Genomic DNA, 17,157 nt, shown 5'->3' on the forward strand with positions numbered 1-17,157 from the left:
CGCGCCATGTCCAGCGTCCACAGCTGCGACGAGGCTTCAGCGTCCTAGATTCTCTGTGTCTCTGTGTCTCTGTGGTGAGATGAGGGACCGGAAAGTTCTTAAATTGCATTCGTCGTCGCAGCTGTCGTCAACAGGCGTCTCGAGTATGAACGGCAGGTGGGCAAGTTTGGGGTGATTGACGATATTGCGAAAGCCTTCCATGCCGATATTGCCCATCCCGATGTGGTAGTGCCGGTCAACATGCGAGCCGAGCGCGACCTTCGTGTCGTTGACGTGGACGACCTTGAGCCGATCGATACCGATGAGACGGTCCAGCTCATCCAGCGTAGACTCGAGCCCGTGTGCGGCTACAACGTCATATCCGGCGGCGAACGCGTGCGCCGTGTCGAGGCAGACGTATAACCTGTCGGCAGACTTGCAGCGCTCGATGATGCGGGCGAGCTCGGCGACGGTGTGGCCAATAATATGGCCCGAGCCAGCGCTGTTCTCAAGCAGAAGCGGCGCATCATATTCCTGGCTCAATACCTCGTCGAGACCTCTGGAAACAGTCTTGAGTGCGTCGTCGAGATCGCGGCCGCGGGCGGAGCCGATGTGCGTGACGACGAACTGTGCACCGAGATGGTCGGCCCTTTCAAGCGAAGTTTTGACCGCACGCCTGGACCGCCACGCGAGTTTCGGGTCGGGGCTTGCCAGATTGATCAGATACGGCGTGTGGACGACGACAGCCTCGATGCCATAATCCGAGACGAGGCGGCGGAATGTCTGCGCCTCGCCGTCGTCCAAATCCTTAACGCGCCATCCTTTGGGGTTCTGCGCGAATATCTGAAGCGCGTTACAGCCCAGCTCGTGCGCCCTCTCAACGGCGTTGTAATACTTGCCAGCAACGGAGAAGTGCATCCCGACAATCAAAGTTCCAGGTCCCTCGCAATCTAAACCATTTGCAATCGATAGCGCTTCTCAATAGTGTATTATGATGCACGTATTATTCGCATCGACATCTTATTAACCCCAGCGAAGGAGGCAAGCGCCATTAACAGGAGAACCTTTCTCAAACTGGGCGGGATATCTACGCTGTGCTCGTTATTTGCGCCTCGTTTAGTGAGACGGGCAGCGGCGCAGAGTGACCAGCCCAACTATTGGGTGGGGAGCAAGTATTTCATTCAGGACACGGTAGAGACGAGCGATCTGCCGGAGCGCATCTGGGCCAGGATCAACGGCGCATGGCACGTTTATCCCTCGAGGGAGCTGCCGGAGGCGTTTGTGGACTGGAACCTCAGCTCGAGGGTCGGGATGCTCCAAGACATGCTGAATGGCGTGATGCCCTCTCACTACGACGGCCCTCACAACGCCGCGGTCGCAACCTATTCGCGATTTGGGCGAGGAGACAGCGAGTTTCAGGTCAACAACGCGTATAAGGGGATGGGCATGGTGCCCAAACCTGACCGTATCGAGGAGGTCATCGACCGGCTGAAGATGACGGAGGGGCACACCTTGAATGCGAAGGTGCAGATACTGATCGACAACTACTCAGACGAGACGATATGGGACAGGAGCAAGCAAGGCTCTCTGGAGCTTTACAGCTCGTCGGCCTTTGAGACGCACAGCTTCAAGAACCAAATGCGCAACCCCATCTCGACGGTCGCCTTCTTGGATTCCACGTCTTACGAGCTCAGGACGATCACCAGGCTCTTGCACCACAACGACCCGACTCTTTCAGAAGACGAACGCAACATGTTAGAATACATAAACGCCGTCCATGCCTACTTCCATGGCGGGTCGACCGATAACATCGTGGCCGTCTATTACGTCATCGAGGTCTTCGACAACTCCCCTGGCCCATCCCATGCAGGGCACAGAGTTGTTCCGCCGCTAGACAGGTCAAGAGGAGCCTCGCTGCCTAAAGGCCGGAAGCCTGAGGCGCTCGGCTACTAATCCAAAAGATTCTAAGGAGATAGCAATGTCCAAGATAATCATTGTCGCTTGCTCGATTCTCGCAGTGCTGGCCGTTCAGTCGGTCAGCTTGGCGCAGAGTGCGCGAGTGGAGGTTACGACTGACAGTGCCTCGTATTACTTTGGCGATACGGGAGAGGTCATACTATCTGCGACCAATGGCGATACTGAGCTCGCGGTGGACTTCTACCTCGCGCTGCTCGCGCCGGACGGCGCGCCCTACTTCTTCCCCGGATGGGGCAACGCCATGCAGCCTGCCATAAGTGGCCTCGTGCTTCCGCCTCACTTCTCGACGGGGCCGTTCGTCTATTTCACGTTCCCGATTCCCGGAGGCAAGCCGCCCGTCCTCACAGACGGCACGCACGCGTTTGCGGCCGCGTTCATGGCGGCTGGCTCAACTGACCTCACTCAGGGCATAAGCTTCGCCTACTTCGACGTCTCATCCGAGTCGCAAGGCTGTCCGCCTGGGATGGTGCGCATTCCCGCCGGGCCGTTCGCAATGGGCGACACGTCAGACACGGGCTACAAGGACGAATACCCGCTCCACGACGTCTATCTCGACTCGTTCTGCATCGACACATACGAATACCCCAACAACGTGGGCGTCGTCCCCAACTCAGGACTCAGCTGGATTGAGGCCGAGTCGCTGTGCACTCAGCAGGGCAAACGGCTCTGTTCTGAGTCGCAGTGGGAGAAGGCCTGCAAGGGGCCGCTAGGCTCCATCTACCCTTATGGCGATTGGTATGATGGCGTCAGATGCTGGACAGAGATGGGCTACAACGACGGCCAGGCAGGCGAATCCGGCGGCCGGAGTCGCTGCACGAACGTCTATGGCGTGTTCGACATGAGCGGCAACACTTGGGAGTGGGTGAACGACTTCTACGACGCCGAGTATTACAGCTCGTCGCCCGCTGAGAACCCGACGGGACCACCTGTCGGCGCCACCAGCAAGGTCATGAGAGGAGGCGCTTGGTACCACGGGGGCCTGGCCACACGCTGCTCCTTCCGAGGCGCATACGACCCCGAGCGGGGCCGCTTTGCCGCGGGCGTCCGCTGCTGCGCCGACTGAGCACGCGCCTTGTTTAGGCGCGGCTCACGAGCCGCCGTTTATCCTGAAGGGGTTACCCCAATAATCAAGTTGAGCGGAACTGACCCAAATCAGATTGACTTGTGAGGAGGGGGCGAAGGGAGATTTTTGGGGCAGGCCAGGTGGTTTTTCGGGGTGTCAGTCAAAGGATGGTGTGTCGGTGGGCGCAGATTCGGTGATCTGGGGCAGATGACGCCTGCTTTTGACGCTTCGTCGCATCGAGGTCGAGATCGGATTAAGCCCTAAGGATTTCAAGTACTATGCTATCGCGGACGGGCTGAAGGAGGTACTGAGCTCCACAATGAAGCCTTGTCGCGATCCAAAGCCGCCTCCCGTCCCCCCAGATGACTATCTGCTTCGCGCCAACTGGAGGGGGCTGGCCAATGTGAATACGAAAACTCCTCAAGAAAAAGGATTGACAAGAAAGAGGTACCCAGCTAGCATGACTCTTTATAGTTTGTGAGGGTGACCTGCTGGGAATGGTGGATGATGCAAGTGAAGTTATCACGCCTAAACTGCCTCAAAGTTGCGGTTTATGCCGCTTCGCGCTAAGCAGCTACCAGCTTTCTACAATTGATCCAGTAAAGAGCCAAGGACTGTCCGTGATAAGCAAGAAGGCAGCATACGCCGATGTCACGCAGGCGTGCCGAGGAATAGCCGATGGTACCATGGTGAAAAAGGCGTGGATGGGGTTTGACCAGTTTATGTCTCTTGCCGATGCGTTAATGGATGGCCTCGTCGTTACAGATTTACATGGTGGGATATTAGACGTTAATAGGGCCGCCTCAGAGAAACTATGCGGCGAAGAACAAGATCTCGTTGGTACAAGGCTTACCCGATTCATCACGGTGGAAGATCTGCCCAGATTCGCCCGTCATTGGCAGGACCTTCTCTCTGACCGACCGCAAATCAGAGTCTCAGAATATCGTGCGCGCCAAAGGGATGGAGATGCGATTTCGCTAAGTATTGCCCTTTCCATTCTGAGGGATTCTATCGGTCGTCCCAAGAACGTTATCGCCGTACTCAGGGACACCCCACAACGCAAAGTTACTGAAGACGTCCTTCGAGAAAATGAAGAGAAGTACCGGAGTCTTTTTGAAAACGAATCCGATGCGTTGATAGTTTTTGATGCCGAGACGCAGCGCATCGAAGAGGCCAACTTAGCCGCTTTGGAGCTGTTCGGCTACAGCGAGGAAGCCTTTTTGGGATTGACGTTTTCGGACATCTCGGCTGAAAAGACCCAAGTGGCGGAGTCGGTGCAAGAACTCATCAGTGGATTGCCACAGGGCAGATATGTGCCGCTGGGCTACTTCCGAAAGAAAGGCGGCACGATTTTTCCTGGCGAGATACGTACCGGTGCTTTTGTCGCTGGTGGAAGGCAAAAGATCATCGGGGTCGTTCGCGATATCTCACAGCGCATGGAGACTGAGGCGTCGCTATCTGAAAGCCGTAGCGAGTGCCGGGAGCTGGTTGAGAAGATAAGCGATGTGATATACGAGATCGACTTGAATGGCGTGATTAAGTACATCAGCCCGTTAATCGAATCAGTACTAAACTACACTCCCCAGGAACTTATCGGACGACGCTTCAGCGATTTCGTTCATCCGGATGATCTGCGCCGCGTCGAGAATGGCTTTAGAGAGGCACTTGGCGGCGATCAGAAACGGAGCGAGTATCGAATGGTAGGAAAGACCAACGAGATTCGCTGGGTCCGTTCTTCCAGCTGGCTCACCAAGAAAGGGAATCAACCAGTTGGATTGCGCGGAGTACTGATCGATATCACCGAAACCAAACGGATGGAGCGCCGATTTGTGCAGGCCCAGAAGATGGAAGTGTTGGGAACGCTCGCGGGAGGCATCGCCCATGACTTCAACAACATACTGGCTTGTATCATGGGGTATGCGCAGTTAAGCGTGACTAGAGTGCAGAAAGGAACGATACTGGCGGAGAACTTGACTGGTATTCTTAATGGAGCTCTTCGTGCAAAAACTCTGATCGAGCAGATCATATCCTTCGGCCGTCCCGGGAAAGAGGGAAGGCGGCCGGTCTCTATGACCCCCATTATCAAGACAACCCTTAAATTCCTGGAGGCTTCTCTGCCAGCCAGTATCGAGATTCGGCAGTACTTAAGAGCAGACCGAGATGTCATCCAGGCCGACGCCACGCAGATTCAAGAGGTGTTGATGAATCTGTGTGCCAACGCGGCCCAAGCGATGGATGAGGCGGGTGGGACTCTGAAGGTGGGAGTCAGTAACGTAGAATTGGTGGCCTCGGCCCCTGGTCTGGACCCGGGAATCCGGCCGGGTTCGTATCTGAAGCTGAGCGTGTCCGATACAGGCTGTGGCATCCCGCCTGAGATACGTGACAAGGTCTTTGATCCATATTTCACTACGAAGGACAAGGACCACGGTACTGGCCTGGGATTACCCAGGGTTCTGGGCATCGTGAAGGAGCATGATGGCGCTATCCGGATTGAGAGCGAGGTGGGACACGGGACTACGGTGAACGTCTTTTTCCCGCTGTGCAACAAAGAGGTTGTGGAAGCACAACCTCTGTCCAAAGCGCGCAACATCGGCAAAGAGCGCATCCTCTTGGTTGACGATGAGGAATCGGTCGTCAATCAGGGCAGACAAATGCTGGAGTCTTTAGGTTGCACTATCGAATCGACCGCCAGCGGCAAAGAAGCCCTGGCGGTGTTTCGTCTGGAGCCGGACCGATTCGACCTGGTCATCACCGACATGACCATGCCGTCTATGTTGGGCGACAGGTTAGCGCAGGAGCTGATGAGGATTCGCACTGACATTCCGGTCATCCTTTGTGCTGAACACAGCGAGAGGGTCTCTGGGGGAAAGGCCAAGGATATAGGTGTTCGCGCCTTTATCGTGAAACCCTTCGCCGAACAGGAATTTGCAGAGACCGTTCGGCGAGTGTTGGACGGACGGTGACCATCGGTTTTGTTTCGAGATGTTTGGCACAAGAATTGCGTCGCAAAGCCGGATAGGGTTTATTCTCCTGAGAATGGGCTCAGCGGGCCGAGGGATTGATTTGAGAACAAACAAAGGCACCGGAGGCTACTTCGGCGCCGCATTTTTCGCCTTTGGTTTGCGTTCAGACAAGGATTCTGGAGCTGCTGGTTTATGGAAGTGGGTCTATGGTGTTAATTCGATAGGTTATGGGAAGGATTCCATATATTGACCGTGGAATATGACTGAAAAGGCGGACATTAAGAAGTTCTCAAGGTCCTTGATCTACGTGCCCATTGTGCATACGCAGGCCGATATGGGTGTTTTAGGCAAATTGATTTGGCGGGCCGGTCTGCACAAGATGGGGGAAACGGTTCTGAAACGCAAGGCGTCCGCTATAGATCAGATATGGACCACCATAGAAACGACTATCAACCGATTGGACCTGGTTTATGCTAGAGTTCGGCTGTATCAGGATAGTTTGCCTGTTTGCGGGCGTGAGCTGGAGATCGTTCAGGAACTGGCAGCTTCGGGCAGCCGCAATCATCAGCTTCTTTTGCGTATGATCGAGAAGGGCGCCACCCTCATGGGAACCGAATCGGGTGAGCTTCTGATCAAGGAATACGAATTGTCCAAACGCATCGTGGATGCAGGCAATGCGTCCAGAACGGCCAAGATGAAAACACATCCAAAGACATTGGCCGAATCGTTACTCAAAGACCGCGATCGTTATATTGCGCACCGCATCAATCATACCCTTTGTGCGGGAGATACGGGGGTTCTTTTTTTGGGGATGTTTCACTCACCCGAGCCGTTTCTCGACGGGGATATTCACCTGGCATACCCCATCGAAAAACCTGCCGGGTCTGCGGGGCAGTGAGGGGATTAGAGGGAGCGAAACCCATGGAGAGACTCGATGTCCGGATTTTGATTGTGGATGACGACAGGGACATCTGCCGGATACTTGCAACGCTCATAGAACGTGAGGGATTCAAAGCCATTATGGCGAATGATGGCGAGCCGGCGCTGGCGTCCATCCGTTCCGCCTCGCCCGATCTTATGTTACTTGACATGAGAATGCCTAACATGGATGGCTCAGAGGTGTTGGCGCACGCCAAGGAACTAGACCCCGACCTTCCCGTGGTCATTATCACGGCGTTTGGCGAAATCCACGGCGCGGTCGAAGCGATAAAGGCCGGTGCGTACGATTATCTCACCAAGCCCTTTGAGCATGACGATGTGATTCATGTAGTTCACAGAGCGCTTTCAGAGAGAGAACTCAAACGGAAACTGAAGAACCTTACCAGCCAGATCAGAAAGGACAGCCCGCTGAGAGAGACGATGGGACCCAGCGAGTCGATCGGCAACCTTATCGCGATGGTCGAGCGAGTCGCCCGGTCCGATTTTACCGTGGTGATCCAAGGGGAGACAGGGTCTGGAAAAGAGGTTGTGGCCCGGGCCATACACAAGGCCAGTTTGCGTTCCCAAGGGCCTTTTGTTCCATTGGATTGCGGGGCCATTCCCGATGCGCTACTGGAAAGCGAGCTGTTTGGTTACGAGAAAGGCGCATTTACCGGGGCGGGACAGAGAAAAGTTGGCAAACTCGTATGCGCCCAGGGTGGGACGCTGTTTTTAGATGAGGTCAGCAACCTGCCACTATCTTCACAAGCGAAACTTCTACGGGTTATTCAGGAGAAAGAGGTCATGCCGGTGGGCAGCAACAAACCTGCCAAGATAGACGTTCGTCTCCTGACCGCCTCCAACCAGGACCTTAACAGCCTCGCCGAGGCAGGCGCTTTTCGCAGCGATCTCTTTTTCCGGCTGAAGGAGTTTACCATAAGAGTACCACCCCTGCGGGAGCGGAGAGATGATATACCTTATCTGGCGAAACGTTTTCTGGACATCGCCAACGCAGAATTGGACAAGAACGTGAAGGGGTTCTCTGAAGGGGCCCTGGAAACGCTGCTGGATTATCCATGGCCCGGGAATGTGCGTGAGTTCCGGTCAACCATCCGCCGCGCGGTTCTCTTAGCCGACGAGATCATCACCAAAGGTCATCTGGATGTCCGGAAGCGATCATATCCGGTGTCGTGGGACGTAGGGCCTCAAATGAAGAGAGGACTATTAGAGAAGGCCTCCTTGAAGACCATCGTGCGTGAGAGCACGGCGGCAGTGGAAAGAGAGGTTCTTACCCGAACGTTGCAGTCCACAGGTGGGAACAAGGCCAAAGCAGCGCGGATTCTCAGAATAGACTACAAAACTATCCATACTAAGGTCAAGAAACTGGGTATTCAAACCAACAGGAGGTCACCATGAGTGACAAAAAGAGCGGAGGCGGCTTCGGAGGGATTCTAGGAGGTTTTGCGGACCTGGTAGATAAGCTTGGTGAGCTTGCGGAAAAGGGGGAGCGGCTCTCTAGAACCGGAGAGATCGATTTCAAACGAAAGGGAAAGGACCTGAAGGGGGTATATGGTTTCTCCGTCAAAGTGGGTTTGGGAGGGGATGAAGTCAAGATTGAGCCCTTCGGAAACATCCGCAGAGATAAAGAGTCCGGAGAAGCTGTGGTGCAGGAGATTCGCGAGCCCATTGCGGATGTCTTCGAGGAGAAGGACCATACATTGGTTGTCGTCGAGATGCCGGGTATCAGTGAGGATGATGTGCAAATTGACGTCAAGGACGACCTGCTGACGCTATATGCTGAACACGGGGAGAAGAAATACCGCAAGGAAGTCCTGATGCCGAAAAGCTATCCCAAAGAGAAGATGTGTATTTCCTGCAACAACGGCATTTTAGAGATAAAGTGCGCCCTTTAGCCGTTTAGGATATCAAGGGACGGTCCCGCGGCCGCCACGGGCCAAGCATACTTCAGGCGAGTGATTGAAGGAGACGATGCATGAAAGAGACAGAAGACCTTAAACTGAAAGTTACGGAAGCTCTCGGCAAGGACGTCGGAAGGTGCTTTGCCCGAATGGGCCCGGAAGACATGAAGCGGCTGGATTTGGCCGTTGGTGACATCGTAGAGATCGAGGTCAAGCGCAAAACCGTCTGTAAGGCCATGCCAGCCTACAAGGAGATTCGCGGCCAGTCCCGCGTACAGCTCGATGGCCTCACCAGAGAGAACGTCGGCGCCGGCCTGGATGAGTTCGTGCGCATCCGCAAAACGGTCTGTCGTCCTGCGGGGAAAATATCACTGGCCCCGACAAGCATCACCCCGACCGAGCGTGATCTGAAGTATATCGGAAGTCTTCTGGACGGCCTCCCAGTCATGGCGGGCGACCGGATCCGGGCCAATCTGTTTGGCAGCCGGTCGGCCGACTTCAAGGTGCAGCATACAGTCCCAGAAGGCCCTGTTCTCATCAATCCCAGTACCCAGCTTACCATCGTCAAGACGAAGGAAGCGGGGTCCGCCAGCCGGGTGACCTACGAGGATATCGGCGGGCTTAAGCCTCAGCTTTTGCGGATACGCGAGATGATCGAGCTGCCGCTGCGTTATCCGGAGGTTTTCAGACGCCTCGGGATCGACGCCCCCAAGGGGGTGCTGCTGCACGGTCCTCCGGGATGCGGCAAGACCCTCATTGCCCGGGCCATCGCCCACGAAACCGAAGCCCAGTTCTTTTCCGTCAGCGGCCCGGAAGTTGTGCATAAGTTCTACGGCGAGAGCGAGGCGCATCTGCGTAAGATATTTGATGAGGCCAGTCGCAAGGGCCCCAGCATCGTCTTTCTCGACGAAATCGACGCCATTGCCCCGCCCAGGGAAAAAGTGGTGGGGGACGTTGAAAAGCGGATGGTCTCCCAGCTTTTGGCCCTCATGGACGGGCTTAGCAAGCGTCAGAATGTCATCGTTATCGCGGCCACCAATATCCCAAACGCGCTGGACCCAGCCCTGCGGCGCCCCGGCCGCTTTGACCGGGAGATCACCATCCCGATTCCGGACCGCATCGGCCGATTGGAGATACTGGACATCCACAGCCGCGGCATGCCGCTGGCCCCGGACGTGGACATGGCGCACTTAGCCGAGATTACGCATGGTTTCGTCGGCGCCGATCTTGAAGCCCTCTGCCGCGAGGCCGCCATGCTCTGTTTGCGACGGATCATGCCGGATATCGATTTTGGGCTGACATCCATCCCCTATGAGCGGCTCGCGGCCCTAGAAGTCCACATGGACGATTACCGCGCGGCGCTGCGGGAGGTGGAGCCATCGGCCATTCGAGAGGTCTTCGTCGAGGTCCCGAATGTCCGCTGGGAGGACGTCGGCGGCCTCGACGCGGTTAAGGAGAGTCTGGTGGAAGCGGTGGAATGGCCCCTGAAATTCTCCCGTCTATTTGATCAGGCCGGGATCAAGCCGCCCAAGGGGATTCTCCTCTCCGGTTCGCCCGGTTGTGGGAAGACGCTAATGGCCAAGGCGGTTGCCAATGAAACGCACGTCAACTTTATTGCCGTCAAGGGGCCGGCACTCCTCTCTAAATATGTGGGCGAATCCGAAAGGGCCGTCCGCGAGGTCTTTCAAAAGGCTAGGCAGGCTGCCCCTTGTATCATTTTCTTTGATGAAATCGATGCCCTGGTTCCGGTTCGAGGCGCCTCATCGGATTCGCACGTGTCGGAACGGGTGCTCAGTCAAATCCTGACCGAACTTGACGGGATCGAGGAACTCAAGGGGGTCCTGGTGTTGGGCGCGACAAACCGCGCCGATATGCTTGACCCGGCGGTGCTGAGGCCCGGACGTTTTGACGAGATTATCGAGATCCCCATGCCGGACAAAAATGGTCGGGAGGAGATCTTGGCGATTCATCTGCGCAACAAACCACTGGCAGCGGATATTCGCCTAGATGATCTGGCGGCAAGGACAGAGGGTCTCAGTGGGGCCGAAATTGCCGGCATCTGTTACAAAGCAGCGATGAGTGCGCTCCGACGCGCTGTGCAGGCCGGATGGGACGCAGGGGCCGACGATCTTCCCGATCTGTGCATTACGGCAGACGATCTGTTTGGCACTCTGGAGGCGGTGTGATGGTTGATAGTAGATGTCCGACCAGTCCGACGTGTCCGACTGGTTCGACAGCGTCGCCGCACGAAGCGCAAGGCTTCTATCTTTACGGTTTTGCGCAGGCGGCCAGACTGCCTTTGCTGAAGGTCGCCGGCATGGATGCCCGCTACCCGGTCTCACAATGGACGTGCAAGGACATCGTGGCCGTGGCCAGCAAGGTGATGGTTGCGGATTTCAGCGGGCAGTCGGCCGAAACGAACCTCAAGGACCTGGCCTGGGTGGGCCCGCGGGCCTGTCGTCACCAGGAAGTGGTGGAGGCTGTGATGCGGCACTCACCGGTGCTGCCAGCAGGCTTCGGGACGATTTTTGCCTCATCCCAGCGGATGGTGGAATTGTGTGTCCGTCACCATGGCGCCATTTCGCGTTTCTTGGGCGAGGTGGATAACAAAGCGGAATGGGCGCTGAAAGGATTCTTGGACAGGGCGCAAGCGCACAGGTCGCTGAATTCGGAGTTGATGGCCGGTGAGAAGGAGCTTCTCGCATCTGTATCACCGGGTAAGCTCTATTTTATGCAGAGGCAGATGGCGGCCGAGGTTGAGCAGCAATTGAACCAGAGATTGAAAGCGATCTTGACTGGAATTTGGGAAGACCTGGGGCGGTATGCGGCGCGTTTCTGCGAACGGAAAGTGCTTTCCCGTGATGCCACCGGCTTGGATGTGGACATGGTTCTGAATTGGGCGTTTCTGCTTTCCAGAGATTCTGAGGAGGTCTTCGCGGCGTGCCTCAACCGAATGAAGGCCGCGCAGGCGAAGCACGGGCTTCACTTTGAACTCTCCGGGCCGTGGCCCCCTTACAGCTTCTCCCCGACCTTGGAAATGGTGTGAAAGGTAACGAGGCTTAGCAGGCAGATGAAATACCTCCTTTATTGCATATTTGCTGACGAGAAGAGCTCGCCAGCCGTCCACCTTGCAGGGGTCGACGGCCAACCGATTGTGGTTGTATCGCACAGTGGTCTCAGCGCCTCGGTCTCACCATGTCTCCATCCAAGCCTCACACCGGATATCACGCGCATTCAGGCTTACCAAAGGATCATCGAACGATTTAACCACCACCGCACCATCATCCCGATGCGCTATGGCTGTCTGTTCCCGAACAGGGAAGAGGTCGGGCTGCATTTGGGGCAGCGTGCCCACTACTATTTGTCCCTGTTAGGTGAGCTCAAGGGCAGCGTGGAGATGGGAATCCGGGTCATGATGTCAGAAGGCCGATTGCCCCTTGAAGAGCTCGAGCGCAAGAGGGAGGCACACCCGATGTCGAATACTCAATCTCCGTTGTCCGGCAAGCAGTACTTGACGGCACGCAAAGCCCATTATTCCCGTGAGGACCGTAATCTAACGGAAATCGAGCACATAATCGCGCAGACCCACACCGCATTTTCTGGGCTCTATGTCCGGTTCAAATCGGAATGTGGGACGACCGAAGTGTCAGCATTGGGCAATCGGGTCCTCTCCCTCTATTTTCTCGTGCTGCGAGATTCGGTTGAATCGTTTCGGCAAGCGTTCCGGCGTGTCAGCAAGCGAGGGCCCCATAAACTGCTTTTGAGCGGCCCTTGGCCGCCATACAACTTTGTTACACCCGAGCGCACGAGGTGACCTGAATCCACATGACGCCTGAGCCCAATGGTCCTCGGTCAGGGATGCGAAAGGCCTCTTTGCCGGATTCAACCAAAACCGGAATTGTGCTCGACGGCACCTCCGACTGGCATCAGAAGCTGTATGCCATGCTGCTGGATACGATACCGTCCTCGGTTCTGATGATCGATCAGAACATGCGTGTCGTGCTTGCCAATCGGAACTTTCTGAAGAAGAGCCGGCGGTCGGTATCCGACACCATCGGTTTCCCGCTGCAGAATATCTTTCCCGCCGTGATTATCGAGAAGATGGATATCATAGGCCAGATTCGCCAGGTCTTCCGTTCGAGCCAGCCCACCAAAGGGCAGCGGATGTTCTTTCGATCTCCGGGCGTTTCGATGCGGACTTACTATTACCGTATCGTCCCGTTTGAGTGGCAGGGAAACGTTGAGAATGTAATGCTCTTAATGGATGATGTAACCGAACAGATCCAATTGAGCGATGAGATTCAACGCGTTCAACGCCATCTGGCGAGTATCTTCGACAGCGCCAGTGACATTATGTTGTCCACTGACACCGGCGGAAGGATCCTGTCTTGGAATCCGGCCGCGGAGAGAATCTCCGGGTACAGTTTCACTGAAGTAAAGAACCAGTTTTTTTACAAGTTATGCGCCAAGGATCATCAGGAGAACGTGAGGAGGATATTCTCCGCGATGAGAACTCGGAGGGATTCGGTCACCGCGGAGTGGAACCTCGTCACGAAAAAGGGGCTCGATATCTATGTTTCCTGGGTTTGTTCGCCGATGAAAGACCAACAGTTGGAGACAGCCGGAGTTGTGGTCGTGGGCAGAGATCATACCGAGCACCGCAGAATGGAAATGCAGCTTCGCCAGTCGCAGAAATTTGCCGCACTGGGCGTGATGGCCGGTGGGATCGCCCATGAGATTCGAAACCCGTTGGCGATCTGTTCTTCGGCCGCCCAATTCATCTTGGCGGATGACACCTCCCCGGATTTCCGCATCGAATGCGCCAGAAAGATCCACGTGGGGATTGAGAGGGCATCCATTGTTATCGAGAATCTGTTAAAATTCGCGCGGCCTTCGGATGGATCGGAAAGGGAGAAGGTCAACCTTCTTGGTATCATCAAAGAGACCATTGCGCTAATTTCCAATCAGATCAACATCCAAAAAATCAAGCTCAAATCAGATTTCCCAGCGCAACCGGTATTCATCAACGGCAGTGCCGGTCTGTTGCAGCAGGGGTTCATCAACCTTTTTCTGAACGGCCTCAAAGCGATGCCAGACGGCGGCCACCTAACGGTATCCGTCCAGAAAACGGAAGGCAAGGCGTTGATTCGGGTGGCAGACACGGGTCATGGTATTCCAAAAGAAAACATCGATAAAATATATGACCCTTTTTTCACGACTTCACCGGTGGGAGAAGGTGTCGGATTGGGCCTCTCCATCTGTTACGCGATCATCGAGCAGCATTCCGGCACCATCGAGGTGGAGAGCTTTGAGGGCCGGGGAACTAGTTTTACCATCATGCTGCCGATGCTGTAACTCGACAAATGCCGAGGCACGTGGCGCTTCACCGCAGAAGATGGAACCGGACAGTTTAGGAGCATATATGACAGCGAAAACCCCGATGTTTCTCGTCGTAGATGATGAACCGGATATGTGCTGGGCTTTCGAGCATATCATCGAAAGCGTGGGAATGACTGCCCGGAGCGCATTAAGCGGCGGGAAGGCGCTTGAACTGCTGCGCAGAGATTCTTATCAAATGGCCTTTCTGGATGCCAAACTTCCGGACATCGACGGCCTGGAATTGGCAAAAAAGATCCGGAGACTGGCCCCCTCAATTCGGATCGTGGTCGTTTCCGGCTATTTTTATCAAAATGACCCGATGGTGGAGACGGCGCTGCAGGAAAAGCGCATCGACGGTTTCGTATCCAAACCGTTCAAAAATGATGAGATTCTGAGGATCATCAGAAGCGTCTCCCAACTACCGGCCTCCTCCGGCGATATGGGGAATCCGTTCCACTGAAATATGGCGTATCCGCCATAGTATCGATTCCCTAATTCGGGACGATTCACTTTTGCGCCTCGCTCCTGACGTGTATGGTTTCTTCATTTTTTGTTTCAGGTGCTGTGGGGGATGCGGGCCCGTAAAGCCCCGGCAGCAGAGGAACTACCCCGATTGCCCGGCGGGCCTATAGTGTGTTTGTCAATCCGTACGCGTTTGGCACATATATTGCTACTAAAATACAACGGTATGCCAAGGTTGGATATGGACGGAGTTTTTACACCACGTCACACTTAACAAGAAAGGAGAACAATTATGGCGGAAAGGGCGAAGATTCAAAAGTCGACCGATTCCTCGAGCCTTGCCGAAGTCGTCGATCGGATCCTGGATAAAGGGATCGTGATTGATGCCTGGGTTAAGGTGTCCTTGGTTGGGATCGAGCTACTGTCCATCGAGGCAAGAGTTGTGATCGCCTCAGTTGAGACGTATCTGAAGTACGCCGAGGCCATTGGCCTTACCGCGGCAGCGGCTGTTCCGGCGTAAGGCAAGAATCATCTTTCGTGAGGGCGTGAGAGGCCGCAGACCGGCCTCTCACGCAAAGATAACTGTGGATAGGCCTGCAAATTGGATAGTTGAAGTCCGCCGGATGGGATAACCCGCCCGGAAGGTCTTCGATAGGAGAAAGGATAATCATCATGGGGAGCCTAACTGACGATATGACCCGCCTGCGTGGTGAGATCGGTGCTTCAAGGCAAAGCCGGTTCGGTTTTTTGGGGCAGTTGCAGAATGATACAGTTGAACTGCAGACTTTTTCATCCGGTCTTTCCGTCGATGTAACCCGAATGCTGGAGGGCTTCCTCAACCATAGAAGTGAAACGGCTGAAAAGACCGAAGCCGGTCTCAGGGCATTCATGAACGGGTTGAAGAGAGACGTCTCCGACATGCAAACAGGTTTCCGGACCGATCACGCTGAAATGACCCGCCGGATGAAGGACAACCTGGGCGATTTCGTATCGGCCTTAAAGGAACATGCCGTGCAAGTGGAATCGAATTTTCGCGAAGACCGGCTCGGCATGGCGAGGGAAGGCCGAATTGACCGGGAGATTTTTCTGTCCGAAGTCAAAAAGTCCGTGAGCGACCTGAGGCGCCGGGCTTGGGATCTGAGGGTAACATTTGCGACCGACATCGAGAATGCACGTCGTGCCTGGGCCGGTGCATCGGCGCCGGGCAAAAAGGATGCTGGGCCGGTTGAGAAAGCGAGAAAAAGCACCCCTGAGGACCTTACCCGGATCAGCGGCATCGGCCCCGGCCGTCAAAGCCGTTTGAATGCAGTCGGTTTATTTACGCTGGAGCAACTGGCCGCAAGCACGCCTACAGTATTAAAAGCAGCCCTGGGTAAAATGGACGCAGCGGCCGAGGTGGAGAAATGGATCGAGCAGGCCAAGGCGCTGGTTTAAGCGTGGAGGATATGGGAGTTGTTACTATGAATGAAACAGGTCTGAAGGTTGTATCCGAAAGTAGGATAACGGTGGCTGCTGGCGATGACAACGTCACGCCGGAGGCCAGTGAGGACTTCGTCGTTACCCCATACGTGCAAGACGTAACTGAACGCGCCCTCGCCTACCTTGAGGTCGGATACCCGATACACTTCGCCGGGCCTGCCGGGACGGGCAAAACGACGCTTGCCTTCCACGTGGCGGCGCAGCTGGGACAGCCGGTGACACTCATACATGGGGATGACGAGTTTTCGAGCGCCGATCTGATTGGCCGGGATTCGGGGCTCCGCAAGAATTATCTCTGGGATAATTTCATTCATTCGGTACTAAAGACCGAGGAACGTGTCGAGACCCTGTGGGAGGATAACCGGCTGACCAGGGCCTGCAAAAATGGAACCACGCTGATCTATGATGAGTTCACCCGTTCCCGACCGGAGGCCAATAATGCCTTCCTTAGTGTCTTGGAGGAAAAAATCCTCAACCTGCCGAAGCTGCGCCGATCGGGTGGCGGGTATATTGAGGTGCATCCGGACTTTCGGGCGATATTTACCTCCAATCCGGAGGAATATGCCGGCGTACACAAGACCCAGGATGCCCTCACGGACCGGCTCATCACCATCAGGTTGGATCATTTTGATCGCGACACCGAAGTTGGAATCACCAAGGCCAAGTCCGGGCTGTCCCAATCAGACTGCGAGATTATTGTCGATATCATCCGGGAGATGCGCCAGATCGGTGTGAATAACAGGCGGCCGACGATCCGGGCCAGCATTGCCGTTGCCAAAATCCTCGCGCACCTGGGCGGGTGCGCAGACGTGAACGACCCGGCATTCATGCGCATCTGGCGCGATGCTGTGAACATCGACACGGCCAAGGTTACCCATGAGGGGCGGTCGCTCATGCTCCCCAAGATGGAAGAGGTCATACAAACGGTCTGCGAGAAGCATCGGGCTTCCCGCAAGGGTATGATTAACGATAGTCCGCGCGAACCGTAATGTGTCTTGAAGAACGTCTCACAAAGAGA

15 protein-coding genes are annotated in these 17,157 nt (G+C 55.4%); 14 read left to right on the top strand and 1 reads right to left on the bottom strand.

All coding sequences use genetic code 11. The features are described from left to right. Positions 1-36 precede the first annotated feature (36 nt). Complete coding sequence (locus VM163_08920) at positions 37-897, bottom strand: deoxyribonuclease IV (GenBank protein ID HUT03996.1); 861 nt, start codon at positions 895-897, stop codon at positions 37-39. A gap of 201 nt (positions 898-1,098) precedes the next feature. Here VM163_08920 and VM163_08925 point away from each other — a divergent pair, with 201 nt between their 5' ends. From VM163_08925 to gvpN, 14 genes are all read left to right on the top strand, one after another. Beyond that, on the top strand, positions 1,099-1,932 hold the full coding sequence (locus VM163_08925; GenBank protein HUT03997.1) for a hypothetical protein: 834 nt from the start codon (positions 1,099-1,101) through the stop codon (positions 1,930-1,932). Between the two features lie 25 nt (positions 1,933-1,957). Further along, positions 1,958-3,019 (top strand): SUMF1/EgtB/PvdO family nonheme iron enzyme, encoded by a 1,062-nt coding sequence (locus VM163_08930; protein ID HUT03998.1) that lies wholly within the window; start codon positions 1,958-1,960, stop codon positions 3,017-3,019. 497 nt (positions 3,020-3,516) lie between these two features. Further along, a complete protein-coding gene (locus tag VM163_08935; protein ID HUT03999.1) occupies positions 3,517-5,982 on the top strand; it encodes a PAS domain S-box protein in 2,466 nt (821 codons plus the stop codon). Between the two features lie 307 nt (positions 5,983-6,289). Next, on the top strand, positions 6,290-6,880 hold the full coding sequence (locus VM163_08940; GenBank protein ID HUT04000.1) for a hypothetical protein: 591 nt from the start codon (positions 6,290-6,292) through the stop codon (positions 6,878-6,880). A 23-nt stretch (positions 6,881-6,903) separates the two neighbouring features. Then, positions 6,904-8,316 carry a sigma-54 dependent transcriptional regulator gene (locus VM163_08945; protein ID HUT04001.1) on the top strand — a complete coding sequence of 471 codons (1,413 nt, stop codon included), beginning with the start codon at positions 6,904-6,906 and terminating at the stop codon, positions 8,314-8,316. Then, positions 8,313-8,813: an Hsp20/alpha crystallin family protein gene (locus VM163_08950; GenBank protein HUT04002.1), complete on the top strand. Its 501-nt coding sequence runs from the start codon at positions 8,313-8,315 to the stop codon at positions 8,811-8,813. The genes VM163_08945 and VM163_08950 overlap by 4 nt, the downstream gene beginning before the upstream one ends. An 80-nt stretch (positions 8,814-8,893) precedes the next feature. Next, positions 8,894-11,005: a CDC48 family AAA ATPase gene (locus VM163_08955; protein HUT04003.1), complete on the top strand. Its 2,112-nt coding sequence runs from the start codon at positions 8,894-8,896 to the stop codon at positions 11,003-11,005. Next, positions 11,005-11,865 carry a GvpL/GvpF family gas vesicle protein gene (locus VM163_08960; GenBank protein ID HUT04004.1) on the top strand — a complete coding sequence of 287 codons (861 nt, stop codon included), beginning with the start codon at positions 11,005-11,007 and terminating at the stop codon, positions 11,863-11,865. Before VM163_08955 ends, VM163_08960 begins: the two co-directional genes overlap by 1 nt. A 24-nt stretch (positions 11,866-11,889) precedes the next feature. Beyond that, positions 11,890-12,633 (top strand): GvpL/GvpF family gas vesicle protein, encoded by a 744-nt coding sequence (locus VM163_08965; GenBank protein HUT04005.1) that lies wholly within the window; start codon positions 11,890-11,892, stop codon positions 12,631-12,633. 44 nt (positions 12,634-12,677) lie between these two features. Next, entirely contained in the window at positions 12,678-14,174 is a 1,497-nt protein-coding gene (locus tag VM163_08970) for a PAS domain S-box protein (protein HUT04006.1), read from the top strand. Between the two features lie 67 nt (positions 14,175-14,241). Further along, complete coding sequence (locus VM163_08975) at positions 14,242-14,658, top strand: response regulator (protein HUT04007.1); 417 nt, start codon at positions 14,242-14,244, stop codon at positions 14,656-14,658. A 294-nt stretch (positions 14,659-14,952) separates the two neighbouring features. Beyond that, the gene (gene gvpA, locus VM163_08980; protein HUT04008.1) at positions 14,953-15,180 is read left to right on the top strand and encodes a gas vesicle structural protein GvpA; all 228 of its coding nucleotides are present in this window, start codon (positions 14,953-14,955) and stop codon (positions 15,178-15,180) included. A 152-nt stretch (positions 15,181-15,332) separates the two neighbouring features. After that, entirely contained in the window at positions 15,333-16,094 is a 762-nt protein-coding gene (locus tag VM163_08985; protein HUT04009.1) for a hypothetical protein, read from the top strand. A gap of 26 nt (positions 16,095-16,120) precedes the next feature. Next, complete coding sequence (gvpN, locus tag VM163_08990; protein HUT04010.1) at positions 16,121-17,128, top strand: gas vesicle protein GvpN; 1,008 nt, start codon at positions 16,121-16,123, stop codon at positions 17,126-17,128. Positions 17,129-17,157 lie beyond the last annotated feature (29 nt).

This window comes from bacterium (assembly GCA_035527515.1).
GTDB lineage: Bacteria > B130-G9 > B130-G9 > B130-G9 > B130-G9 > B130-G9.